This is a genomic window from Stappia sp. 28M-7, from assembly GCF_014252955.1.
Classification (GTDB): domain Bacteria; phylum Pseudomonadota; class Alphaproteobacteria; order Rhizobiales; family Stappiaceae; genus Stappia.
The window spans coordinates 3364657-3389459 of record NZ_JACMIA010000001.1 but is presented as its reverse complement, the minus strand read 5'-3'; the positions used below and the strand labels follow the sequence as shown (position 1 = coordinate 3389459).

Annotated in this window: 18 protein-coding genes; 12 read left to right on the top strand and 6 right to left on the bottom strand. The window is 66.1% G+C overall.

Features of this window, described 5'->3' with window-relative positions; all coding sequences use genetic code 11:
* Nucleotides 1–58: 58 nt before the first annotated feature.
* Nucleotides 59–1075 carry a sugar ABC transporter substrate-binding protein gene (locus H7H34_RS15185; RefSeq protein WP_120267206.1) on the bottom strand — a complete coding sequence of 339 codons (1017 nt, stop codon included), beginning with the start codon at nt 1073–1075 and terminating at the stop codon, nt 59–61.
* Between the two features lie 51 nt (nt 1076–1126).
* Complete coding sequence (locus tag H7H34_RS15180) at nt 1127–2425, bottom strand: ROK family transcriptional regulator (RefSeq protein WP_185925671.1); 1299 nt, start codon at nt 2423–2425, stop codon at nt 1127–1129.
* 224 nt (nt 2426–2649) lie between these two features.
* Between H7H34_RS15180 and ade the strand changes: the two genes are divergently transcribed.
* The 3 genes from ade to H7H34_RS15165 all read left to right on the top strand — a co-directional run bounded on the left by ade (nt 2650) and on the right by H7H34_RS15165 (nt 7229).
* Entirely contained in the window at nt 2650–4371 is a 1722-nt protein-coding gene (gene ade / locus H7H34_RS15175; protein WP_185925670.1) for an adenine deaminase, read from the top strand.
* Between the two features lie 257 nt (nt 4372–4628).
* Nucleotides 4629–6248, top strand: a complete 1620-nt coding sequence (locus tag H7H34_RS15170; RefSeq protein WP_185926555.1) for a long-chain-fatty-acid--CoA ligase — start codon at nt 4629–4631, stop codon at nt 6246–6248.
* 111 nt (nt 6249–6359) lie between these two features.
* Nucleotides 6360–7229 (top strand): helix-turn-helix transcriptional regulator, encoded by an 870-nt coding sequence (locus tag H7H34_RS15165; RefSeq protein ID WP_185925669.1) that lies wholly within the window; start codon nt 6360–6362, stop codon nt 7227–7229.
* A 25-nt stretch (nt 7230–7254) separates the two neighbouring features.
* Here H7H34_RS15165 and H7H34_RS15160 read toward each other — a convergent pair whose 3' ends face one another.
* The gene (locus tag H7H34_RS15160) at nt 7255–8253 is read right to left on the bottom strand and encodes a DMT family transporter (RefSeq protein WP_185925668.1); all 999 of its coding nucleotides are present in this window, start codon (nt 8251–8253) and stop codon (nt 7255–7257) included.
* A 298-nt stretch (nt 8254–8551) separates the two neighbouring features.
* On the opposite strand from H7H34_RS15160, the gene H7H34_RS15155 reads away from it, so the two are divergent.
* Nucleotides 8552–10855: a xanthine dehydrogenase family protein molybdopterin-binding subunit gene (locus tag H7H34_RS15155; RefSeq protein ID WP_185925667.1), complete on the top strand. Its 2304-nt coding sequence runs from the start codon at nt 8552–8554 to the stop codon at nt 10853–10855.
* Between the two features lie 138 nt (nt 10856–10993).
* Entirely contained in the window at nt 10994–11974 is a 981-nt protein-coding gene (locus H7H34_RS15150; protein WP_185925666.1) for a DMT family transporter, read from the top strand.
* Nucleotides 11975–11999: 25 nt separating this feature from the next.
* Here H7H34_RS15150 and H7H34_RS15145 read toward each other — a convergent pair whose 3' ends face one another.
* A complete protein-coding gene (locus H7H34_RS15145; RefSeq protein ID WP_067217134.1) occupies nt 12000–12236 on the bottom strand; it encodes an Lrp/AsnC ligand binding domain-containing protein in 237 nt (78 codons plus the stop codon).
* A gap of 264 nt (nt 12237–12500) precedes the next feature.
* On the opposite strand from H7H34_RS15145, the gene H7H34_RS15140 reads away from it, so the two are divergent.
* Nucleotides 12501–13628 (top strand): TRAP transporter substrate-binding protein, encoded by a 1128-nt coding sequence (locus H7H34_RS15140; RefSeq protein ID WP_185925665.1) that lies wholly within the window; start codon nt 12501–12503, stop codon nt 13626–13628.
* Nucleotides 13629–13691: 63 nt separating this feature from the next.
* On the opposite strand, the gene H7H34_RS15135 is transcribed toward H7H34_RS15140, so the two are convergent.
* On the bottom strand, nt 13692–14372 hold the full coding sequence (locus H7H34_RS15135; protein WP_209006233.1) for a TetR/AcrR family transcriptional regulator: 681 nt from the start codon (nt 14370–14372) through the stop codon (nt 13692–13694).
* A gap of 516 nt (nt 14373–14888) precedes the next feature.
* Here H7H34_RS15135 and H7H34_RS15130 point away from each other — a divergent pair.
* The 3 genes from H7H34_RS15130 (at nt 14889) to H7H34_RS15120 (ending at nt 20826) form a co-directional block, all read left to right on the top strand.
* Nucleotides 14889–15962 (top strand): efflux RND transporter periplasmic adaptor subunit, encoded by a 1074-nt coding sequence (locus H7H34_RS15130; protein WP_371811454.1) that lies wholly within the window; start codon nt 14889–14891, stop codon nt 15960–15962.
* Entirely contained in the window at nt 15959–19150 is a 3192-nt protein-coding gene (locus H7H34_RS15125; RefSeq protein WP_185925662.1) for an efflux RND transporter permease subunit, read from the top strand. The genes H7H34_RS15130 and H7H34_RS15125 overlap by 4 nt, the downstream gene beginning before the upstream one ends.
* A gap of 407 nt (nt 19151–19557) precedes the next feature.
* On the top strand, nt 19558–20826 hold the full coding sequence (locus tag H7H34_RS15120) for an OmpP1/FadL family transporter (RefSeq protein ID WP_245165094.1): 1269 nt from the start codon (nt 19558–19560) through the stop codon (nt 20824–20826).
* A gap of 75 nt (nt 20827–20901) precedes the next feature.
* Here H7H34_RS15120 and H7H34_RS15115 read toward each other — a convergent pair whose 3' ends face one another.
* Nucleotides 20902–21681: an SDR family oxidoreductase gene (locus H7H34_RS15115; protein ID WP_185925660.1), complete on the bottom strand. Its 780-nt coding sequence runs from the start codon at nt 21679–21681 to the stop codon at nt 20902–20904.
* 205 nt (nt 21682–21886) lie between these two features.
* Here H7H34_RS15115 and H7H34_RS15110 point away from each other — a divergent pair, with 205 nt between their 5' ends.
* From H7H34_RS15110 to H7H34_RS15100, 3 genes are all read left to right on the top strand, one after another.
* Nucleotides 21887–22696 (top strand): UDP-2,3-diacylglucosamine diphosphatase, encoded by an 810-nt coding sequence (locus H7H34_RS15110; RefSeq protein WP_185925659.1) that lies wholly within the window; start codon nt 21887–21889, stop codon nt 22694–22696.
* On the top strand, nt 22693–23727 hold the full coding sequence (locus H7H34_RS15105) for a glycosyltransferase family 4 protein (RefSeq protein WP_185925658.1): 1035 nt from the start codon (nt 22693–22695) through the stop codon (nt 23725–23727). Before H7H34_RS15110 ends, H7H34_RS15105 begins: the two co-directional genes overlap by 4 nt.
* Nucleotides 23728–23801: 74 nt before the next feature.
* The gene (locus tag H7H34_RS15100) at nt 23802–24791 is read left to right on the top strand and encodes a threonine ammonia-lyase (protein WP_120267224.1); all 990 of its coding nucleotides are present in this window, start codon (nt 23802–23804) and stop codon (nt 24789–24791) included.
* Nucleotides 24792–24803: the final 12 nt, after the last annotated feature.

The following is a 24803-nucleotide window of genomic DNA, read 5'->3' as shown; positions in this document are numbered from 1 at the left end:
CCCGCGCGGGAGGGGCTCGCCTTCCCGCGCGGAGCGTCCGTCCCATGCTATCGGGGGCTTAACCCCAGCACTTGTCCATGCCTTCCTTGGTGTCGATGGAGGGAACGCCCTCCGCCGGCTTGTCGGTCACCAGCGCAACGCCGGTGTCGAAGAAGGACTTGCCCGGTGTCGGCTCCGGCTTGGCGCCGGTGTCGGCGAAGGCCTTGATCGCCTCGATACCGAGCGAGGCCATCAGCAGCGGATACTGCTGCGAGGTGGCACCGATGACGCCCTCGGTGACGTTCTTCACGCCCGGGCAGCCGCCGTCGACGGAAACGATCAGCACATCGTTCTCGCGGCCGACCGCCTTCAGGGCCTCGTAGGCGCCGGCGGCGGCGGGTTCGTTGATCGTGTAGACCACGTTGACCATCGGATCCTTGGTCAACAGGTTCTCCATGGCTGTGCGGCCGCCTTCCTCGTTGCCGGCGGTCACGTCGTTGCCGACGATGCGCGGGTCGTCCTCGTCGCCCCAGCGGTTCGGATCCTTCACGTCGATGCCGAAGCCGGTCAGGAAGCCCTGGTCGCGCAGCACGCCGACGGAGGGCTGGCTAACGGCAAGGTCGAGCATGGCGATCTTGGCATCGGCCGCCGCATCGCCGAGCGTGGCGCGGGCCCACTGGCCGATCAGCTCACCGGCCTTGAAATTGTCGGTGGCGAAGGTGGCGTCGGCCGCGTCGATCGGCTCCAGCGGGGTGTCGAGCGCGATCACCAGGATGCCGGCATCGCGGGCCTGCTTGACGCTGTCGACGATGGCCTTGGTGTCGGAGGCGGTGATGAGAATGCCCTTGGCGCCATCGGCGATGCAGGTCTCGATGGCCGCGACCTGGCTTTCATGATCGCCGTCGATCTTGCCGGCATAGGATTTCAGCTCGATGCCGAGCTCGGCCGCCTTGGCGGTGGCGCCTTCCTTCATCTTCACGAAGAAGGGGTTGGTGTCGGTCTTGGTGACGAGGCAGGCGGAAATGTCGGCGCCCAGCGCCGGCGTGGCCGCTGCCATGCCGAGCACGGTGCCGGCGAGCATCAGTTTCCTAAGCATTGTCAGTTCCTCCCAGTTGGCTTGCGATCGGATCGCAGGCCGTCCGGCTCCTCATGCCGGGCGGCCGTCCTGTGCGGGCTCGACGTCCATGCGCGCCTGGCGCGCAGCAGCATCGGCAGCACCTCGTTTGCCCTCGTTCGCGCTCGGAATCGCGGTGCGGGGCGAATAGTGGAAGAAGATCGGCAGGTTGGCGGCTCCGGCGGCGCCCGCATCCTGGCCGAACGAGCCGCGGCGCAGGCGCGGCGGCACGCGCGATTGCGGCGCGGCCAAGGTCAGCGCATGGGCCAGATCGTCGATCAGGCGCTGTGGCAGGCCGCCGTCGATGTCGAAGTCGATCACCACCAGCGGCACATCGATCAGGGAGATCGCCGACCAGATCGCCGGGGTCAGGGCGGCCACACAATCCGCCAGCCATTCCTCGACCGCAGGATGACCGCTTTCCGCCGCGCGCTCCAGGTCGTCCCGCGTCTCGGCGACGATGCCGTGATGGGCAAGGTGCCGCTTGAGGGCGGAAAGCGAGGCGCGGGTCAGCAGGATATCCATCTCCCCGCGCGGGGCAGGGGCGGAGGCAAGCCGGCTGCGCGGCACCGGGATCATTGCGACATCGCCCGCATTGCCCTGGACGCCCTTCACGCAATCGCCGCCATAGACGACGCCGCCGCCGATGGCGGGGCCAAGGAACAGGTAGAGAAAGTCGTCGGCATAACGGCCGGCGCCGGAGAAGAGTTCGGCAATGGCAGCAGCGGTGCCGTCGTTTTCTGAAAAGACCGGGAAGTCGACCGCTTCTTCGAGCATCTGCTTGAAGTCGATGTCGTCCCAAAGGTGGAAGTTCGCCGTGGGCAGGCCAAGCTCGTGCAGCCAGGAGCCGAGGTTGAACGGCATGGCGACGCCGACGCCGGCGATGCGGGAATGCTCCTGCGGCGAGATCAGCCGCAGCAGCATGGCAATGTCGCGGGCGACGATCTCGACGACGCGCTCGGGCTCGGGCAGGAACCGGTCATGCGACTGGCGCCCGATGATGCGCCCCGAAAAGTCGGCCAGCACCGTCTCGATGGAGGTGCGGTCGATGCGCACGCCGAAACCGTAGGCACCGGTCGCGGACAGGCGCAGCATGGTTGCCGGTTGGCCGCGACCGCCGTCGTGCCGCTTGCCGAGCGTTTCGATGAGGCCGCTGGCCGTCAGGTCCTGGATAATGCCGCCGATGGCCGCGTTGGTGAGCTGGGCAAGGCGTGCAAGATCGGCCTTGGAGGCCTCGCCTACGCGGCGCAGCACCTGGAGCACGATGCGCTCGTTGTACCGGCGTAGTTGAACGGAATTGGATCCTTGTCCGACGAGCGGGCGTCTTGCCACCGAAAATCCTCCCTCACCGGCCGTCCCCGCCTCTGCAGGGCGGTTGAAACAAGCTTATTTGTTTAATCTGATTAATTAATTATCGATGCCATCCTTTTGTCAATCCATTTTCGGTGTTGCAGCGCGGAATCCGCAACGTCCGGTGGCGCTGGCGTGCGCTGCCGTGCTTGTGCCATGCTTGGGTGCGAGGCAGGGTGCAAGGATCGCACGCCAGGGAGCAGAACATGCCGAACACGATGGAAACGCGGGTTTTTCTGGAGCGCGCGATCGCTGCCGGACGAGGAGAGGTGCCTGCGGATCTGGTGCTGCGCAACGTGCGCCTGTTCTCGGTGATCGACGGCTCGTTGACCGAAACGGACGTGGCGATCGTCGGCGACCGGATCGTCGGCACGCATGGAAAATATTGCGGAGAGCGCGAATTGGATGGCGGCGGCCGCATCGTCGTTCCCGGTTTCATCGATACCCATCTGCATGTCGAATCCTCGCTGGTGACGCCGCTCGAATTCGACCGCTGCGTGCTGCCGCATGGCGTGACGACGGCAATCTGCGACCCGCACGAGATCGCCAATGTGCTGGGCGCCGACGGGATCCGCTATTTCCTCGATGCGTCCGAGCGCACGTTGATGGATCTCAGGGTCAACCTGTCGTCCTGTGTGCCGGCGACCGCGTTCGAGACGGCCGGCGCGCGGCTGGAGATCAAGGATCTCGAGCCGTTCCGCGACCATCCCAAGGTCATCGGCTTGGCCGAATTCATGAACTTTCCCGGTGTTCTCGCCCGCGATCCCGGCTCGATCGCCAAGCTGGCGGCGTTCCAGGACGGCCATATCGACGGACATGCGCCGCTCCTGTCGGGGCTGGATCTCAACGGATATCTCGCCGCGCGCATCCGCACCGATCATGAGGCGACAACGGCCGGGGAAGCGCGCGAGAAGCTCGCCAAGGGCATGACGATCCTGATCCGGGAGGGCTCTGTTTCGAAGGATCTGGAGGCGCTGGCCGAGGTGCTGATGCCGGACACCTCCTCCTTCGTCTGTCTTTGCACCGACGACCGCAATCCGCTGGATATTGCCGAGGAAGGGCATCTCGACAGCATGATCCGCCGGCTGATCGCTCGCGGCGCCCGGCCTTGCGACGCCTATCGCGCAGCCAGCTGGTCGGCGGCGGTCGCCTTCGGCCTGCGCGACCGGGGGCAGGTGGCGCCGGGCTGGCGCGCCGACATCGTGCTGCTCGACGATCTGGAACAATGCCGCGTGCACTCGGTCATCGCCGGAGGACGTCCGGTGGACGAGGACGCTTTTGCCGCGCGTCAGCCTCTCCAGCCGGTGGGCCTCGACAGCGTCCGCCTGCAGCGCCCGGTCACTGCGGAGGACTTTCGCATCGTGGGGTCGGGCGCGAACGAGAGCGCCGTTATCGGCGTGGTGCCGGGCCGGATCATCACGGAGCATCTGTCGCGAAGCCTGCCGGAAGGGGACGGCGGCCTGCAGGCCGATCCCGCTTCGGATGTGGCTAAGGTCGCGGTGGTGGAGCGGCATGGGCAGAACGGCAATATCGGCCGAGGCTTCGTGTCCGGCTTCGGATTGCAGGGTGGGGCGATTGCCTCCTCCGTCGGCCATGACAGCCACAATATCTGCGTGGTGGGCTGCGACGACGCCTCGATGGCGACAGCGGTCAACCGGATCGCCGAGCTACAGGGCGGGTTCGTCGTGGCGCGCGGCGATACGATCATGGCGGAACTGGCTCTTCCGGTCGCCGGCCTGATGAGCCTTGCCTCGTTCGAGGAGGTGCGGCACGCGCTGGAGTCCCTGCGGATCGCCGCGCGTGCGCTGGGATGCACTCTGCCGGAGCCGTTCCTGCAGGTCGCCTTCCTGCCGTTGCCGGTCATTCCGCATCTCAAGATCACGGATCGCGGGATGTTCGATGTCGACCGTTTCGCGCTGCTCGGCTGAGTTGGGCGCGTGCCGCGATGCGGATCGCGGCCGCCGCGTGGTAGACTGGCGCTGGGCCGAAGCGCCGCCGAGAAATCGCATTTTACGTTGACGTAAAGGGAAGCCTTGCCCATGTTGACCGTGCCGGCAAAGCCGGTCTCGGGTCTGCAGGAGGGGCGGGCACCGTGCAACAACAGGGCACGATCCACGTGCCGGGTCCGGGAGGAACCATCGTGAGCGAACCGCAGGTCTGGCTTGCCGCTTTTCGTCCGCAGCCGATGCATACCTATCTCGACACGGCGGCAAAGGAGCATGGGCGGAGACCGGCCATGGACTTCCTGGGGAAGGGCTGGACCTATGCCGAGATCGCGGCGCTCGCCGACCGGGCAGCCGCGGGCCTTCAGGCGATGGGCGTGGTCAAGGGCGACAAGGTGGGTCTGTGCCTGCCGAACACGCCCTACTACACGATCTTCTATTTCGCGATACTGAAGATCGGCGGCGTCGTGGTGAACTTCAATCCGCTCTATGTGGAGCGGGAACTGTCGTTCCAGGCGCGGGACAGCGGCACGCGCATCATGGTGACGATGGACCTCAAGGTCATCTACGACAAGGTGGAGGCGGTGCGGCGCGAGGGAACGCTCGACCGCATCATCGTCTGCCCGATGGCCGATATCCTGCCCCAGCCCAAGAAGCTGCTGTTCCAGCTTTTCAAGCGCGGCGACCGGGCGCGCGTGCCGCAGGATGCCGCGCATCCGCGCTTTTCCGAGGTCACGGGCCACGGGGCCGCGCCGCGCGTTGCCGATATCCGCCCCGATACCGACATCGCCGTGCTTCAGTACACGGGCGGAACGACGGGCGTTCCCAAGGGCGCGATGCTGACCCACACCAACCTTGCCGCGAATATCGAGCAGATGCGCTCGATCTTCTGCGAGGCGAAGGTCGGCGAGGAGAAGATGCTCTGCGTGCTGCCGTTCTTCCACGTCTTCGCGATGACGGTGGCGCAGAATCTGTCGGTGGTGCTGGCGGCCGAGATGGTCTTGATGCCGCGCTTCGAGCTGAAGATGCTGCTCGAAACGATCCGGCGGAAGAAGATCACGCTGTTTCCCGGCGTGCCGACCATCTACACGGCCATCAACAATGCAGAGATGACCAAGGGCTACGATCTCACCACGATCCGGCTGTGCATCTCCGGCGGCGCGCCGCTGCCGGTGGAGGTGAAGACGCAGTTCGAGGGACTGACCGGCTGTATTCTGGTCGAGGGCTACGGCCTGACCGAAGCCTCGCCGGTGGTGGCGGCGAATCCGCTCAACGAGAACCGGCGTTCAGGCTCCATCGGTCTGGCCATTCCTGGAACGACGCTTGAGTTCCGCAGCCTCGACAACCCGTCCGAATGCGTCCCGGAGGGAGAGAAGGGCGAGCTGGTCGTGCGCGGGCCGCAGGTGATGGCCGGCTACTACAATCGTCCCGAAGACACGGCCCGGGCCATCGAGAACGGGGCCCTGCATACGGGCGATGTCGGCTATCGCGACCCGGACGGGTTCGTGTATCTGGTCGACCGGATCAAGGACCTGATCCTGTGCTCGGGCTACAACGTCTATCCGCGCATGATCGAGGAGGCGATCTACCAGCATCCGGCCGTCGAGGAGGCGATCGTGATCGCCATACCCGACAGCTATCGCGGACAGGCGCCCAAGGCCTTCATCAAGCTGAAGCCGGAGGAGACCGTGTCCGCGGAGGACCTGCGCCAGTTCCTGAAAGGGCACCTGTCTCCGATCGAGTTGCCGCAGGAGATCGAGTTCCGCGACGCCCTGCCCAAGACGATGGTCGGCAAGCTGTCCAAGAAGGAACTGGTGGAGGAGGAAAAGGCGAAGCGCGCCTCCTCGGCTGCCGACAACTGACGTTCCGCCGATCTTCGCAAGATGTTGTACCGGCTGCGCTTGATGCAGGCCGGTCAACTTGGCATTGTCGAAAGCGATCCTATTCGCAACTTCAACAGGACACCCGGCAAGATGACGGCCGACCTGCCGACCTATCTCACTACCAAGGAAATGGCCGACCTGCTCCGGGTCAAGGAGCGCAAGATCTACGATCTGGCCGCCGCCGGCGAGATTCCCCACAGCCGCGCGACGGGCAAGTTGCTCTTCCCCCGCGAAGTGGTGCTTGCCTGGATCGAGAATGCCAGCGAGGCGCCGACAGGCGAGGGAACCCGGCCCGCCGTCATCCTGGGCAGCCACGATCCGCTGCTGGAATGGGCGCTGCGCGAGAGCGGCTCGGGGCTGGCCGCGTTCTTTGACGGCAGTCTCGACGGGCTCGACCGGTTCGAGCAGCTGGAAGGTGTCGCGGCCGGGCTTCACATGATCCAGGACGAGGGCTGGAACACCGAACTCGTCTCGCGGCGCTTTCGCTTCCGCCCCGTGGTGCTGGCGGAATGGGCCTGGCGCGATCGCGGCATCATCGTTTCGCCGGGCAATCCGCTCGGCATCGGCTCCATCGCCGATCTTGCCGGCAAGCGCATGGTGTTGCGCCAGCCGCAGGCCGGCAGCCAGCACCTGATGGAGCGGCTGTTTTCCGAAGCCGGCATTGCGGTGCCGCAGGAAGCTCCGGTGGCACGGGACGAGCGCGAGGCGGCGCTTGCCGTGCTTGACGGGCGTGCGGATGCGGCCTTCGGGCTTGCCGCTTCGGCGCGGCAGTTCAAGCTGGATTTCGTTCCCGTCTGCGAGGAGCGCTTCGATCTCCTTGTGTCGCGGCGGGACTGGTTCGAGGCGCCGTTCCAGGCGCTGATCGCCTTTACCCGAACCCCGATCTTTGCCGAGAGGGCAAGGACGCTGGGCGGCTACCGGGTCGACGGGATCTGGACACCGCATTTCAACGGGGCGTGAGCGCGGCCCGCGCAGGCCTCCCGGATCAAGGGGGATCGGCCCGCACGCCTGTGCGCGCCGTGATTTGCCGGCCGAGCCGGTTTTCCCGCCAGACCGTGTAGAGCGCTCCGGCGACGATGAGCGCGGAGCCGGCATAGGTGGCGGGAGCCGGGAGCTCTCCGAAAACCAGAAAGCCGATGATGGTCGCGTAGATCAGGCGGGCATAGTCGAGGGCGGCGAGGGCGGAAGCCTCGCCGGCGCGAAAGGCCCGGATGTTGCACATCTGGCCTGCCCAGGAGGCCATGCCCACCAGCAGCAAGAGGCCCCACTCCTCCAGCGTCGGCGTCTTCCAGTAATAGACGGCGATGGGCAGCATGATCAGGCCGACGAAAAATGCCTGATAGGTGAGGATGGTGACCGGGCGCTCCACCTGCGACAGCTTGCGGATGATGATCATCACGGTGCCGGCCGCTGCGGCACCGGCGACCGCCATGGCCGCATAGATGCTGAAGCCCGTGTCGCCGCCCGGCTGCAGGATCACGATGACGCCGAGGAAACCGATCGCCGTGGCCGCCCAGCGGTGCGGGCCGACGGTCTCGCCGAGGAACAGGATCGCGAGGATCGTCAGGAAGAAGGTCTTGGAAAAGGCGATTGCGGTGGCGTCCGCCAGCGGCAGGTGAATGATCGCGGTGAAGCCGGCAAGCATGGCCACCGAGGCGCAGCAGACGCGGATGACGTGCAGGCCGGGGCGCTGCGTCTTCAGCGAGCCGGGAAGGCCCGAGATGATCACCGGAGCGACGATCATCGTCATGATGATCTGGCGGATCATGATGATCTCGGCGACGTGCAATCTCTCGCCGAGGATCTTGATGAGGGTGACCATGGCGGTGAAGAAGATGCTGGCGACCAGCATCCACAAGATGCCGCGGACATTGCCCGGCAGCAGCGAGAGCCTGTCGCCGGTGTCGCGATAGCGCTGGGCGAGGCTGCGCCTGTCTCCGGGATCGGGAGAGCCTGGGGGCGACTGCTCGGAAGGAGGGGGCATCGGGGTGTCCGTGGCGGGAAGGCGACGACGACGGCCGCAAGAAGGTGAGAGGCCGAGCATAGTCCCATTGGCAGCTATCGCGAAAGGGTCTGGCCGGTCTTCCGCCCCCTTGGCGAATGGGCGCTTTTGCCGCTAAGCTTTTCCTCAACCACACACTGGCGGTTTTCGTCGCGATACCTGATCCGCCATGTTCGGCCTTGACCCTCCCGGCACGGCGCGACATGTCGCACGCAACGCTTTCCGCAATCACCGCAGCGATCTCCGGGCAGTGCCCGGCTGTTAGCAACGAGGCATTCGAATGAACGAGATGGTGCACGCCAAGTTCGGCATCGGCGCGCCGGTGCGCCGCAAGGAAGACGATGCACTGGTCACGGGCCGTGGGCACTATACCGACGACATCCAGTCGGACGGCATGTTGCGCGCCTTCGTGGTGCGCTCCAGCGTGGCGCACGCGCGCATCACCCTCGGGGATCTGGAGCCGGCACGGTCCGCCCCGGGCGTTGCCATGGTGATGACCGCGGCGGACATTCCGGACCTCGGCCTGATGCCGACCAAGGCGATCCTCACCCAGAGCGATGGCACGAGGCATGCGGTTCCCCCGCGCCCGGTGCTGGCCACCGACACCGTGCGCCATGTCGGCGAGCCGATCGCGCTGGTCGTTGCCGACACGCTCGCCAATGCCAAGTCGGCGGCCGAGTTGATCGAGGTCGACTACGAGCCTCTCGACGCGGTGGTCGACACGGGCGATGCGCTGAAGCCCGACGCGCCGCTGGTATGGCCGGAGACGGGCACCAACCTTGCCTTCACCTATGATGCGGGCGACGCGGCGGCGACGAACCGGGCATTCGAGAGTGCTCACCACGTCACGCGGATCGACATCGTCAACAACCGGCTCGTGTGCAACTACATGGAGCCGCGCGGCTGTGTCGGCGAATACGATGCCGAGAGCGGGCGCTACACGCTGACCGCCGGCACCCAGGGCGGCCACAGCATGCAGGCGATCATCGCCGGCGATATTCTCGGCATCCCGCGCGACCGGCTGCGGGTCGTCACGCCGGATGTCGGCGGAGGTTTCGGAACCAAGAATTTCGTCTATCCGGAGTACCCGGTCTGCCTAGTGGCGGCGGAGCGTCTGGGCCGGCCGGTGAAGTGGGTCTGCGAGCGCACCGAGCATTTCCTTGCCGACGCGCACGGCCGCGACAACCTGTCGATGGCGGAAGTGGCGCTCGATGCCGAAGGGCGCATCCTGGCGCTGCGCGTCGAGATCGTGGCGGCGATGGGTGCCTATCTGCACCAGTACGGCCCGATGATCCCGAATTTCGGACTGTCGATGGCAACCGGCCTGTATCATGTGCCGGCGCTGTACGGCGTTGTGAAGGGCGTCTTCACCAACACCACCCCGACCGACGCCTATCGCGGCGCGGGCCGGCCCGAGGCCGCCTACCTGCTGGAGCGTCTGGTCGACCGGGCGGCGGCCGAGATGGACATGTCGCCGGCCGAGTTCCGGCGTCGCAACTTCATCCGTCCCGAGCAGCTTCCCTACACCACCCATACGGGACGCATGTACGACACCGGCGACTTTTCTGCCCATATGGACAAGGCGATGGCGGCAATCGGCTGGGACGGGTTTGCCGAGCGGGTGGAGGCGTCCGCTGCGCGCGGGCGCTATCGCGGCATCGGCATGGCGACCTATATCGAGGCCTGCGCCTTCGCCGGCTCGGAGGAGGCGACGGTGGAACTGGGCGGGGACGGTTCGCTGACCCTGCTGATCGGCACGCAGACCAACGGCCAGGGCCACGCCACCGCCTACGGCCAGATCATCGCCGAGCAGTTCGGTGTCGATCTCGACCGCATCACCATGATCCAGGGCGACACCGACCGGGTGCGCAAGGGCGGCGGCACGGGCGGCTCGCGCTCGATCCCCATCGGCCTGCCGTCGGTACTGGAGGCCTCGCGCAGTCTGGTGAAGAAGATCAAGGACCTTGCCGCCGACAAGCTGGAGGCGGGCCCTGAGGATCTGGAGCTCGTGGACGGCGAGGTGCGGGTTGTCGGCACCGACCGGTCGGTGACGCTGGCCGAGATCGCGGCCGCCGCGCCCGAGCAGCTGTCGGCGCGCGAGGAGGTCAAGCAGGCCGAGGCGACCTATCCCAACGGCACGCATATCTGCGAGCTGGAGGTCGATCCGGAGACCGGCGACATCGAGCTGCTGGACTATGTGATCGTCGACGATTTCGGCGTCACGGTGAACCCGATCCTGCTCGCCGGCCAGGTGCATGGCGGCGTCGTGCAGGCCATCGGCCAGGCCCTGATGGAGCACACGGTCTACGACGAGGACGGGCAGCTGCTGACGGCGTCCTTCCTCGACTACCAGATGCCGCGCGCCGCCGATATTCCGGGCATCCGCTTCGAGACCAACAACATTCCTTCCACCACCAACGCGCTCGGCATCAAGGGCGCGGGCGAGGCGGGCACCATCGGTGCCGGTCCGGCGGTGATGAATGCGGTCGGCGATGCGCTGCGCCGGGGGGCGGCCGTCGCCCATATCGACATGCCCGCGACGCCGCTCCGGGTCTGGGAGGCTATTCGCGCAGCCAATAGCTGACGCAAGGTCATGTGTTTCGCGCAAGGGTGCCCTGCAATTCCCATGGGCAGCCCTGCGCGATTCATCCTATAAATAAAGGATGTTCCACCTTTCCGGGCTGTCAGACAGGCCGGTGCCACCGGCAGATCCTGACACGCAATGGCCTCCGAACGCGCCGACACGACGACCGGACAGACACCGGTCGCCAAAGATTTCAACGCCTACAACCCCAGGCTCGGTATTGCGCTGAAGGTGGTTTCGGCCCTCGTCTTCACCGGCATGATCGCCATGGTGAAGCTGCTCGACGGGGCCTATCCGGTCGGTGAGGTGATCTTCGCCCGCTCGTTCTTCGGCATGCTGCCGGTTCTGCTGGTCATCGCCTGGCAGGGCCAGTTGGGCGAGGCCTTTTCCACGAAGCGCCCCTGGGGCCATATCAGCCGCGCCATCGTCGGCGGGACGGCGATGTCCCTGTGGTTCGCCGCCATCGCCCGCCTGCCGCTGCCCGATGCGACGGCGATCAGCTTTTCCGCCCCGCTCGTCACCGTGGCGCTGGCCGCCATCATCCTGCGCGAAAAGGTGCGCGCCTATCGCTGGAGCGCCGTCGTCGTCGGCTTCCTCGGCATTCTCATCATCCTGTCGCCGCATCTGTCCGGCGTCGCGCCGACGGAGGAAGCCTCGCTCGGGGCGATGCTGGCCTTCGCCAGCGCGATCTTCATGGCGCTGGCGATGATCACCGTGCGGCGGCTCACCGGAACCGAGCGGACCTCGACCATTGTCGTCTGGTTCGCGGCCGTGACCTCGGTCTTCGCGTTGATGTCGGCGCCGTTCGGCTGGGTGATGCCGGACCTGAACGACGCCATCATCCTCGTCGCCATCGGCCTGTCCGGCGGCATCGGCCAGATCCTGCTGACCCAGAGCTATCGCTACGCCGACGCTTCCACCATCGCGCCGTTCGAATACACGACGATGCTGTGGACGGTGCTGGTCGGCTGGATCGTCTTTGCGGAAATCCCGACGCTGGAAGTGGTCGGCGGCGCGGCCATCGTCATCGGCGCGGGCGTCTTCGTCATCTTCCGCGAGCACCAGCTCGGCCTCGACAGGTCCCGCGAACGCAGCACGGTCACCCCGTCGAAGGCCTGAGCCGGGAAGGGCCGTTCAAGGCGTGTCAGAACGCCTTGAACGTGATCATCGTCTTGGTGTCGAGAATGCCGTCGAAGGGATGGACCTTCTCATTGACGAAATGGCCGATATCCGTCTCGTCGTCGACGTAGAACTTCACCAGGAGGTCGAAGTCGCCGGCGGTCGAATAGATCTCGGAGGCGATCTCCGCGTCGGCGATGGCGTTGGCCACCTGGTAGGCCTTGCCGAGATGGCATTTGATCATCACGAAAAACGGAACCATGGACGTCTCCGGCTGGCTGGGCGGCAAGGGCCGCGACTCATCGCGACAGTGAAGCGGATGCGGAACAGCGGGGCAAGGGACAACGACGGCCGTTCACGTTGGGTCGCGCGATGTTGCGCAGGGTTGTGAAACTTTGATCTTGCGGGACTTGCGCAGTTGCCCGCCATGTCGGAGTCTGCCATGAAACACCGGTTCGCACCGCCCGTGCGAAGACGGCACGTTCAGGGGCACGGCACGTTCCGCAGACATGGTTCCAGACGCCGAATGAAACATCGCAAGACATCGTCATCCTCCTCCCGCGCGTCCGGCGTGACGCGGCGCGGTGCGCTCGGGTTGGCGGGACTGGGGCTCTCTAGCCTCGGGCTTGCCGGCGGGCTGGCGACGCCCGCGCTCGCCCAGACGACGATCGAATGGAAGATGGTGACCACCTGGCCGGCCGACCAGCCGGGACCGGGCGTGTCTGCCTCGCGGATCTGCGATGCGATCGCGCGCCTCAGCGGCGGGCGCATGCGCGTGCGCCTGTTTCCCGCCGGCGGACTGGTGGCGGGCGGCGAGGTGTTCGACGCGGTGTCGGCCGGCACGGCGCAGATGGGCCATGCCTCTCCCGCCTTCTGGCAGGACCGGCTGCCGGCTGCCGTCTTCTTCTCCGCCGTGCCCTTCGGCCTTTTGCCTTACGAGCATGTGACCTGGCTTGAGCAGGGCGGCGGCATGGGCCTTTGGGAGCGGCTTTACGCGCCGTTCGGCATCAAGCCGCTGATGGGCGGCAACAGCGGGCCGCAGCTCGGCGGCTGGTTCATGCGCCCGGTCATGTCGCTGGACGACCTGCGCGGCCTGCGCATCCGCATGACCGGCCTCGGCGGAGAGGTGATGCGGCGCCTGGGGGCGACGCCGGTCTCGTTGCCGCCGGCGGAGATCGTGCCGGCGCTGCAGAGCGGACTTCTCGATGCGGCGGAATTCCTCGGGCCGGAAGCCGACCGGGCGATGGGCTTCCAGAACGTCTCGAAGCTTTGCTACACGCCGGGCTTCCACGAGCCGAACGGGGCGAGCGAGACCCTGATCAACCAGGTGGCCTATGACGGGCTGCCGGACGATCTGAAGGGGGTGATCGTCGCCGCCTGCCGCATGGAGACGCTGCATTCCATCGCCGAGAGCGCCTGGCGCAATTCCGAGGCCCTGCGGCAGCTGGTGGGCGAGGACGGGGTCGAGCTGCGGCGCTTCCCGCAGCCGGTCATGCAGGCCCTGCAGACCACGTCGAAGGATGTCGTCGGCGCGCTGGCCAATACCGGCGACGTCGCCCGCGACATCCATGCCAGCTATATCCGCGCGCTGGAGCGGCTGACGCCCTGGAGCGAGGTTAGCGACCGGCAGATGCTCGACGGCCGCACGCCCTGAGGCTTTCGGTCGGCGATTTGCCTGCGGCGGCGGCCTGCGGCTCTCCCGACGCGGGGCCGGACCTCAGCACGACGCGGCGGGAGCGGTGACCTCGGCAGGCAAGGCACGAAACCGGCCATCGCGGAGCGCTGCCAGCGCGAAATCCACCATCGGCTCGAACATCATGTCCTGATGTCCTTCCGGCAGGCAGCGACAGGTCTGCGCCACCAGCGCCGGATGGAAGAACATCACGAGCGAATGCTGGAACAGCAGGGCCGAGGTCTCGACGTCCTGTTGAGGAAATTCACCCCGCTCGATGCCTTCCTGAATCAGATGGGAGAAGCTCTCCCGCATCTCGGCCTTGTGGATTTCTATTTCGTCCCACGCCTCGTCCATGGCGGCTTCCAGCAGGTCGTGGATCTTCCTGTTGTCCGTGTAGTGATCGCGCACATGATGAAAGTGCTGGCGGACCATCTTGCGCAGCTTGTCGCTGCTGGTACCGCCGCAGGCCTCGATATCCCGCTCCATGGCGGCGCGAAGACCGCTGGTCACAATCACCGTGACCGCCTTGGTCAACTCGGCCTTGGAAGCGAAGAAGCGATAGACGTTGGCCGGTGACATTCCCAGTTCGCGGGCGATGTCGGCCACGGTGGTCTTCTGGTAGCCGTAAAGATGGAACAGTTCGCTTGCCTTCTCGACGATGCGTCTGCGCGTCTCGCGGGTCGCCGGACTGTTCGTCCCGTCCCGGGCGGCTGCCTCTTCCATTTCCAGCAAGTCAGTCATGATGCACTGATCCGGTCATTTCTGGTTCTTGAGCCTGCGGCCTTGGTTGCCTGAATGCCATCGAAAACGAGCGCGGCAACGCAGGCTCACAATGGGAGCCATGGCCGCCTGCGTCAACTCGTCCCGGAACCGAAGGTCTGTTTCGCGACCCGCCCGGCGGGACCTTTCAGACGTCATGCAAACGCTTGGCCGAACGGCATGCGCCGGGCTCTGTCTGCAGGCACCGGCGCCTTCTGACGACTAATATATGTTCACTGACGTTTATTGACAATCGTCACTTGTCATCCATATTGAGGGTCGCGCGGAGGTGTTCGCGCTCGTTCCATGTTTCCAGCCGGTCGGCTCGGTGCCGACGATAATGCGCCCGAAAGGCCTCAAGTGATGAGCAGCTTCCCCGCATCTCTCGCCTCCGCATTTCCGGCGTTTCCTCCATCGGTTGGTACATGGTTCAATCTCGGTCGCCCTGCGGGGCGGGTCGGCGCGGTCCTGTTGACGGCCGTGTTGGTCGCCGCCTGCCAGCCGCAGGCGGCCGAGGAAGCGGACACCTCCGCCGCATCGCCTCGTGTCGTGTGGGTCGAACCGGCCGTGAAGGCCGATGGCCACGACCTCACTTTCTCAGGCACCGTCCACGCCCGCAGCGACGCGCCGTCCGCCTTCCGGGTCGGCGGCAAGATTTCCGAACGGCTTGTGGATGTCGGCGACAGGGTGACGGCCGGCCAGCGCCTCGCCAGCCTGGATGAGGAAGATTTGCGTGCGAGCCTGCGGGCCCGCGAAGCGGAGGAGCGGGCCGCACAGGCGCAGGCCCGCAGGACGGCCGAGGACCGGACGCGGATCGCCGCGCTGCAGGCCAAGGGGCATGTCTCGCAATCCGCGCTCGATCAGGCCGTCGCCGCCGACGATGCAGCGGCTGCCGCGCTGAAGGCCGCGTCCGAGCAGCGCATTCTCGCCGAAAACCAGCTCGCCTATGCCACCTTGCGCGCGGATCGCGACGGGGTGGTGACGGCTGTGACGGCCGAGCCCGGCGAGGTCGTTACCGCAGGACAGGGCATCGTCCGGATCGCTGGAGACAGCGAGCGCGAGGTGGAAGTTGCGATTCCCGAGGCGCAGGTCGCCGGCCTTGAAGCGGCGCGGGCGAGCGTGACGTTGTGGGCCAGCCCGGACCGGCTCTATCAGGCCCGGCTTCGCGAGCTCTCGCCGGTCGCAGATGCGGCCGCGCGAACCTTCACCGCACGGTTTGCCATCGACGACCCTACTGTTGACGCGCGGCTGGGGATGACTGCGACGGTCCATCTGCAGCAGGTGGCACGACAGGACGAGGTTGCCGTGCCCTTGACCGCCGTCTGGTATTCGGGCGATGCGCCCAATGTGTGGCGGGCGGATCCGGGGGCGGAACACGTCGAGGCTGTGCCGGTCAAGGTGCACCGCATTGAGGCCGAGCGCGCCGTCATTTCCGGCCTCGAGCCAGGCGCCCATGTGGTCAGCCTCGGGGTGCACCGGATCGATCCCGGTCTGACGCTGAAGGCGGTGCTGCGCGAGTCGCGCGGCCCGGTGCAGGTGGGGGCGCTGCGATGAGCAGCTTCAACCTGTCCGCCTGGGCCATTCGGCACCAGACGCTCGTTCTCTTCTTCATCATCGTGACGGCGCTTGCCGGCGTTTATGCCTATGGCAATCTCGGCCGCAACGAGGATCCGGCCTTCACCGTGAAGGTGATGGTGGTGACGGCCGTGTGGCCGGGTGCCAGTGCGCAGGAGATGCAGGAGCAGGTTGCCGACCGCGTCGAAACCCGCCTGCAGACGCTGCCCTGGCTGTTGCGGCTGGAGACCTATACCCGCCCCGGCTTCATGGCGACCCAGATCGTCCTGCAGGATGCGACGCCGCCCTCGGAGGTCGAGGAGCTGTGGTATCAGGCGCGCAAGAAGGTGGGCGATATTTCAGGCGAATTGCCCCAGGGCGTGCGCGGTCCGTTCTTCAACGACGAATATGCCGACGTCTACGTGCAGGTTCACGCGCTCACCGCGCCGGGGGCGACCTGGACTGAGCTGTCGGACCTTGCCGAGATGGCCCGCCAGTCGCTCCTGGCCGTGCCTGGCGTTGAAAAGGTCCAGCTCTTCGGCGAGCAGGACCAGAAGATCCATGTCGACATCTCCTATGCGAAGCTGGCGACGCTCGGCATTCCTGCCAGCGCGATCTTCGATGCTCTTGCCGCCCAGAATGCCGTCGTGCCGTCCGGTTCGGTCGATACCCCGAGCGAGACCGTGCAGGTGCGGGTCAGCGGCAGCCTTGCCGGCGTCGAGGCGGTGGCTGCTGTTCCCGTCGAGGCGGAGGGTCGGGTGTTCAGGCTCGGCGACATCGCCACGGTCAGCCGCGGCGTGGCCGATCCGCAAAGCTATGTCGCCCGCTACAACGGCGAGGACACCATCCTGCTCGGCGTTGCCATGTCGGCAGGCGGCAATGTGCTCGAACTGGGCGAGCGTCTGCATGAGAAGGCGGCCGAGATCAAGGATCGCCTGCCGGTCGGCGCGGAACTGCACCAGGTTTCCAACCAGCCGGAAGTGGTTGAGGAGGCCGTTGGCGAGTTCCTGCTGAAGTTCGTCGTCGCCATCTCGATCGTGCTTCTGGTCTCCTTCCTGTCTCTCGGCTTTCGCACCGGCATCATCGTCGCGCTCTCCGTGCCGCTGACGCTTGGAGCCACCTTCGTGGTGATGATGCTGATGGGCATCGATCTGGAGCGCATCTCTCTCGGCGCGCTGATCCTCTCGCTCGGCCTGCTGGTCGACGATGCGATCATCGCCATCGAGATGATGGTGGTGAAGATCGAACAGGGCTGGGACCGCTTCCGCGCGGCGACCTTCGCCTGGGAATCCACTGCCTTTCCGATGCTGACCGGCACGCTGGTGACGGCGGCAGGCTTCCTGCCCGTCGGCTTTGCCAAGTCGGCGGCCGGCGAATATGCCGGCGGCATCTTCTGGGTTGTGACGACGGCGCTGCTGATCTCCTGGCTCGTGGCGGTCGTTTTCACACCCTACCTCGGCCTGAAACTGCTGCCGCGCTCGCTGGAGCGCCATGCGGCGGAGCGCGGCGAGATCGACGAGGAGGCGATCTACCACACGCCCTCCTACAACCGCCTGCGCAAGATGGTCACCGCCGCCGTGCGCTTCCGCCTGCCGGTGGTGCTGGCGACCGTCGGCCTGCTGGTTCTGGCGGGCTACGGCATGGGCTTCGTCAAGCAGCAGTTCTTTCCAAACTCCTCGCGGCCGGAAGTGCTGGTCGAGCTCAAGGGACCGGAAGGCGCGTCCTTCGCGGCGACCGAGCGCGAGGCGAAGGCCATCGAAGACTGGCTCAAGACCAATGAGCATGTCGACTATTTCACCACCTATGTGGGGGCGGGTGCGCCGCGCTTCTTCCTCGCGTACAACCCGGCCCTGCCCAATCCGAGCTATGCGCTGATTCTGGTTCAGACCAAGGGCGGCGAGCATGCCGACGCGCTGGTCAGCCAGCTCCAGACCCGGTTTGCCGAGTCGGAAGGGGCCGTGCGAGGGCGGGCCAACAAGCTCGAGCTCGGGCCGCCGGTCGGTTATCCGGTGCAGTTCCGCGTCGTGGGGCCGGATCTGGAAGAGGTCCGCCAGGCCGCCGCTAAGGTGCGCGACGTGATGCGGGCCAGCCCCGACACCCGCAACACCGAGCTGCAGTGGGGTGAGAAGGTCAAGTCAGTGCGTCTGGAAGTCGATCAGGACCGTGCGCGGGCGCTGGGGCTATCCACCTCCGAGATCGGCCAGTCGCTGCAGACGCTCTTGTCCGGATACGAGGTGACGTCGCTGCGCGAGGGGCGCCATTCGATCGGCGTCGTGGTGCGGGCCGACGAGACGGAGCGCGCCGCGCTCGGCGATATCGGCGACATGGTGCTGCAGGTGCGCGACGGGCGGGCGATCCCTGTCTCCCAGGTGGCGCGCATCGTCTACACGGCCGAGGATCCGATCCTGTGGCGGCGCAATCGCGAGACGGTGCTGACCGTGCGGGCGGATGTCGCGCCGGGCCTGCAGGCACCGGACGTGACCGCCTCCCTGCTGCCGAAGATGCGCGAGATCGAGGCGAGCCTACCGGCGGGCTACCGGATCGACACGGGCGGCGCGGCCGAGGAATCGGCCAAGGCCAATGTGGCGCTGGCCGCGGTGTTCCCGCTGATGTTCCTCGCCATGGCCGTCCTGATCATGCTGCAGATGCAGTCTTTCTCGAAGATGGCGCTGGTGTTCCTGACCTTCCCGCTCGGGTTGATCGGGGCGGTGGCCTCGCTGCTGATCGCCGATGCGGCGTTCGGCTTCGTCGCCATTCTCGGCGTTATCGCACTGGGCGGCATGGTGATGCGCAACACGCTCATTCTGGCCGACCAGATCGATCACGATCTTCATGCCGGTGCCACCATGCGGCGGGCAATCGTCGAATCCACCGTCCGCCGAGCGAGGCCGGTGATCCTGACGGCGCTGGCGGCTGTTCTCGCCTTCATTCCTCTGACGATGAACATCTTCTGGGGGCCTATGGCGATCGCGATGATCGGCGGGCTCACGGTCGCGACCGTGCTCACTCTCGTCTTCCTGCCGGCGCTCTACGCCCTGTGGTTCCGCAAGCGCCTCGACAAGACCGAGGACGAGGTGATGGCCGCCCTGCAGGCACGGCGCGAGGATGGCAGGTCCGAGGCCGCGAATACCGATGTGGCAGAGCGTGCACCGGCCCCCGCGCCGGCTCTGCCTCAGGCGGCGGAGTGACATCCCCCCGTTTCTCCGCCGCCACTTTCGTTGCAGTTGGGCAACATCCTTCCGAAAAGGGAAGGTGTTGCCCCGGCAGCGGATATTTGCATAAAAAATATGCAAATGCGCATCGGGCGTGCGCGTCCGTCGTGAAATCGTCACACAGTTGCGGGTTTTGAGATCCTGTTCAGGTTTCCCTAACGGAAACGTTCCTTAGCGGAACCTGCAAAACCTTACTTCTTGTCATGTCGGGCCGCCGAAATCCGGTCGCTCACGGCGATTGCGAAGCAGTCGTGACTTTCTCATCCTCTTCTCAACAGGGCGGGCATTGGGGCTTTGCTTCGTCCTGCAGACCGGGGAGGAGTGGTCGAGACATGTCACCCAAGAGCAGAAGCGTTCTACTGTCATTTACCGCAATTTCGGCGATGGTTGCTTCGTCAGCCGCCCTTGCGGGCGGCTTCGCCCTGCGCGAGCAAAGCGCCTACTACCAGGGCATGTCGTTTGCCGGCAACGGCACGACCGGCCCGTCGATCTCGTCGATGTTCTGGAACCCGGCGACCATCACCGGGGCCGGGGAGGGGTTCACCTTCGAGAGCCACCACACGCTGGTCGCTCCCACCGCCGAGATCACCGGTGCCTTCACGCCGTCGGCCATCGGCGGGGGCGTCCTCGGCCTGACGCCGAGTTCGGCGCCGTCCGGCGACATCGGCAGCGAAGGCTATGTTCCGGCGTCCTACACGGCCTACAAGCTCACCGATCAGATCTTTCTGGGCCTGTCCATCAACGCACCCTATGGCCTTGCTACCAAGCCGCACCAGAACTGGGCGGGGCAGTTCTATTCCAGAACGTCCAAGGTGATGTCGGTGAACGTGACGCCGACTGTCGGCTACAAGCTCAACGACATGCTGTCTTTCGCGTTCGGCGTGCAGGTCCAGTATTTCAAAGTGACGCTCAAGTCGGCCCTGCCCAACGTGCCGGGCTACCCTTCCGCGATCCTTGAGGGCGACGATATCGGCTTCGGCGTCACCGCCGGTGTGACGTTCAAGCCGTTCGATGGCACCGAGCTCGGCCTCGGCTTCCGCTCGGGCGTCAGCCAGACCCTCGACGGCGACATCCAGACGCCGGCCGGCCTCACGGACATCAATGCCTCGCTGATCACGCCGGAGATGATCAACTTCTCGGCCAAGCAACGGGTGACCGATGCGTTCCGGGTCTTCGGCACTGTGGAATGGGCCAACTGGAGCCGCCTCAAGTCGCCGCGCGTTACGTCGCAGGCGACCGGCGCCACCGTGCAGACGCTGCATTTCAACTACCGCGACAGCTGGTTCTTCGCGATCGGCGGCGAATACGACGTCAACGAGGACCTGACGATGCGCGCCGGCATCGGCTACGAGATCTCGCCGATCACGGACGAGATCCGCTCGACCCGCCTGCCGGATACCGACCGTCTGTGGCTGTCGGCCGGCGCCAGCTACAAGTTCACCGACGACCTGTCGTTCGACCTCGGCTACACCTACATCCACGCGGCCGATGCCGACATCAACATCGGTCCCGGCCATCAGGATTACAATCCGAATGTCGGCAGCTATGTCGGCAAGGCAAAAGCGAGCGTGAACATCATCTCCGCGTCGATGCGGTACCGTTGGGGCGGTCCTGCGGAGCGTCCGGAGTATGACGTGGCGCGCGGCTACTGAGCTGTCGGTCACTTTGGTATGAAGAAGCCGGCGGGGAGAGCTCCCCGCCGGCTTTTGCTTTGGCTGTGCAGGCGCTCAGAAAGCTGCCGGATAGAGGCCGCCGTCGACGAGCACGTTCTGGCCCGTCACATAGCCGGCCGCCGTGGAGCAGTAGAAGGCGCAGATCTTGCCGAATTCCTCCGCCGTGCCGAAGCGGCCGGCCGGGATTTCCGCCTGCTGGGCCTTGCCGACCGCATCGACGCTCTGCCCCGTCATGCCGGCCGTGCGCTCCAGTCCGCCGCGCAGCCGGTCCGTATCCATCTTGCCGGGCAGTAGGTTGTTGATGGTGACGTTGCGCCCCGCATAGGTCCGGCAGACGCCGGCGAGGAAGGCGGTCAGGCCGGCGCGGGCGCCGCTCGACAGGTCGAGCCCCTCCAGCGGCATGCGCACGGTGATCGAGGTGATGTTGACGATGCGGCCGAAGCCCCGTTCGGCCATGCCGTCGGCCACGCGCTGGATCATCTCGATGGGCGAGATCATGTTCTGGATGACCCCGTCGATCATCGCGTCGCGGTCGAGCTCGCGATAGTCGCGGCGCGGCGGGCCGCCATTGTTGTTGACCAGGATGTCGGGCTCGGGACAGGCGGCGAGCAGGGCGTCCTGTCCCTCGCGGGTGGAGACATTGGCGACGACCGAGGCGACGTTGACGCCATAGCGGGCGCGGATCTCGCTCGCGGTCGTTTCCAGGCGGAGCCGGTCGAGACCATTGATCACCAGATCGCATCCCGCTTCGGCCAGCGCTTCGGCGCATCCCCGGCCAAGTCCGCGGCTCGAGGCGCAGACGATGGCCTTGCGGCCGGAAAGTCCAAGATCCATGTCGTATCTCCCGATCTGGCCCGCCCGGGGCAGGGGCCCCCGCGGGCATCGTTGCCGAATTGATAGCGGAGCCGTCCACGCTCCGTCCAGCTGCAGACGTACAAGGCCTATTTCTTCTCGCCTTTTGGGTCGTTTCGGCCGTTTGTCATATTTCTGAGACCGGAATCGCGCATCTAGACGCTCAAAGTCTTGTCAGGAGCGTGCCATGTCCTCCGAGCCGACCCAGAGACATTTCCGGGCAATCTTCCTCTCCGATATTCATCTTGGTACGCGCGGCTGCCAGGCGGACATGCTGCTCGATTTCCTCAAGTATCATGATGCCGAAACCATCTATCTGGTCGGCGACATCGTCGACGGCTGGCGCTTGCGCCGCATGTGGTACTGGCCGCAGACCCATAACGACGTGGTCCAGAAGCTGATGCGCAAGGGCCGCAAGGGCGCCCGCATCGTCTATACGCCCGGCAACCACGACGAGTTCCTTCGCGATTTTCTCGGCACGCATTTCGGCGGCATTGAGGTGATGGAGGAGACCATCCACGAGACCGCCGACGGGCGCCGCTATCTGGTCATCCACGGCGACCGTTTCGATGTGGTGGTGCGCCATGCCAGGTGGCTCGCATTCCTCGGCGACTGGGCCTATGTGAGTGCCCTCAATCTCAACACCGGGCTCAATATCCTGCGTCGCCGCCTCGGCCTGACCTACTGGTCGCTCTCGGCCTGGGCCAAGCTCAAGGTCAAGAACGCGGTCAACTTCATCGGCAAGTTCGAGGAAACGCTGGCGGGCGAAGCCGAGCGCCAGGGCGTCGACGGGGTGATCTGCGGCCATATCCACCACGCCGCCGACCATACCGAGTTCGGGACTCACTACATCAACACCGGCGACTGGGTGGAAAGCTGCACGGCCGTCGCCGAGCATCACGACGGGACGTTCGAGATCATCCGCTGGGCGGACCGGGCAGAGCGGGCGCCCGCATTGGAAAGCGGCGCACCGCGCCGGGCGCAGGCGGCCGCATGAAGTCGCTGCTCATCGTCACCGATGCCTGGCGTCCCCAGATCAACGGTGTCGTGCGCTCGATCGAGCGCACCGTGGACGAGCTGCGCCGGATGGGCGTGCCGGTCGAGGTGCTCTCGCCAGCGGACTTCTTCACGGTTCCCTGTCCGACCTATGCGGAAATCCGCCTGTCGCTGACAACGCCCTCGGTCCTGCGCCGGCGAATCCTTGCGGGGGGATACGATCACCTGCACATCGCCACAGAGGGGCCGCTGGGCCTGATGGCCGCGCGTGTTGCCCGGCTGCTGGGGCTGGCCTACACGACGAGCTATCACACACGGTTTCCGGAATATCTGTCCGCGCGCATGCCGGTGCCGGTTTCCTGGTCCTACGCCTGGCTGCGGCGCTTCCACAATGCCGGGCATGGCTGCATGGTGGCCACCGCGACGCTGGAGCAGGATCTCGCGGAGCGCGGCTTCACGAACCTGATGCGCTGGTCGCGCGGCGTCGACCATCAGTTGTTCCGCCCGCGGGAGGGGAGCGTACTCCCACGGACGCTCGCCGGTCCGATATTCATGTATGTCGGCCGGGTGGCGGTGGAAAAGAACATCGCCGCGTTCCTCGATCTGGAGCTGCCGGGCACCAAGGTGGTGGTCGGCGACGGGCCGCAGCTGGCGGAGCTGCGTGCGCGCTACCCAGTCGTTCTCTTTACCGGTACCAAGACGGGCGAGGACCTTGCCGCCCACTACGCGTCGGCGGATGTCGTGGTCTTTCCAAGCCGCACCGATACGTTCGGCAACGTGTTGCTGGAGGCGCTGGCCGCGGGCGTTCCGGTTGCCGCCTATCCGGTGATGGGGCCTCTCGACATTCTTCAGGGAACCGGGGCGGGGGTGCTTGACGAGGACCTCGGCAAGGCGGCCGTCGCAGCGCTCGAGATTTCGCGTCAGCGGTGCCGCGAGCTGGCCCTGTCCTACAGCTGGGAGGCCAGTACGCGGCAGTTCCTGCACAATTGCCTGGATGCCGCCGAGAGGGCTCACGCTCGCGGAGCTGCCTGATACGCTGCGCGCTTCAGGCGCTTCAACCCGGCGCTGCGATCATGTAGGACTGATGGCTTCTGCAGGAGGCCTTCATGGACGCGATTCCCGTCACTGCCCCGATTTTCCAGGATGTTCGCGATGCGCAGCGGCGCATTGCCGGAGAAGCAGCGGTGACGCCCCTGCTGCGCTCGGCGTTTCTCGACGAGCTGACCGGCGGAACCGTATTGCTGAAGGCCGAGAACCTGCAGCGCACCGGCTCCTTCAAGTTTCGCGGCGCTTTCAACCGCCTCTCGCTGATCCCTGAAGGGGACCGCCCGCGCGGGGTGGTCGCCTGTTCGTCCGGCAACCATGCACAGGGCGTGGCGGAGGCAGCCCGGGTGCTGGGCATGCCGGCAACCATCGTGATGCCGCAGGACGCGCCTCAGGCAAAGCTCGACCGCACGCGCCGTTCCGGCGCGCGGATCGTCACCTATCGCCGGGGTGTCGACGACCGGGATGCGCTGGCCCTTGAGATCGCGCGCGAGACCGGTGCAACGATGGTTCACCCCTACAATGATCCCGGCGTCATTGCCGGCCAGGGCACGATCGGGGCCGAGGTCGCCGAACAGGCTGCTGCCATGGGGCTGACGCCGGATGCCATGCTGACCTGTGCCGGCGGCGGCGGGATGACCGGCGGTATAGCTCTTGCCCTGGAAACGCTGCTGCCCGACTGCGAGTTGCTGCCGGTGGAGCCAGAAGGCTTCGACGATCATGGACGCTCGCTCGTGGGCGGGGCGGTGGTCGCCAATCCGAGCGAAGCGGGTTCCGTTTGCGATGCATTGCTTGCCCGCCAGCCGGGCGAGATCGGTTTCGCGATCACGCGTCGCCGGGCAAAGCAGGGGCTGACCGTGAGCGATGCCGAGGCGCTGGCGGCGGTCGCCTTCGCCTTTCGCGAGCTGAAGCTGGTGGTGGAGCCGGGCGGGGCGGTGTGCCTTGCAGCGGTGTTGTCGGGCCGGCTGCCGATGAAGGGGCGCGTGATCGCGCTCACCCTGTCTGGCGGCAATATCGACGCCGACATGATGGCGAAGGCGCTGGCCGGCTAGGCGGAGGCCAAG